At 68.9% G+C, this 235-nt stretch carries 1 protein-coding gene; it reads left to right on the top strand.

What is annotated here, in order from left to right; genetic code table 11:
* Positions 1-235, top strand: a 235-nt coding sequence (locus tag FQ664_RS27000; protein ID WP_306109841.1) for a glycosyltransferase N-terminal domain-containing protein, incomplete at both ends; no start/stop codon positions are given.

The following is a 235-nucleotide window of genomic DNA, read 5'->3' as shown; positions in this document are numbered from 1 at the left end:
GTACTCGGCCGTGCTGTACCTCCTGCTGCCGATCACCGTGTACCACCTGGTCTGGCGCGGCTTCCGGGTCCGTGAATACTTCCGGCGCTGGGATGAACGCTATGCGTCCTATCCGCAGCCCAGCGGCCAGCCCCGGGTCTGGCTGCATGCGGTCTCGGTGGGCGAGGTCAACGCCGCTGCGCCGCTGGTCAATGCGCTGCGCGCGCAGCGGCCGGACATCCGCTGGGTCATCACC

It is taken from the genome of Pseudomonas persica (assembly GCF_900291015.1).
Lineage (GTDB): Bacteria > Pseudomonadota > Gammaproteobacteria > Pseudomonadales > Pseudomonadaceae > Aquipseudomonas.
This window is presented reverse-complemented; position numbering and strand designations above follow the sequence as displayed.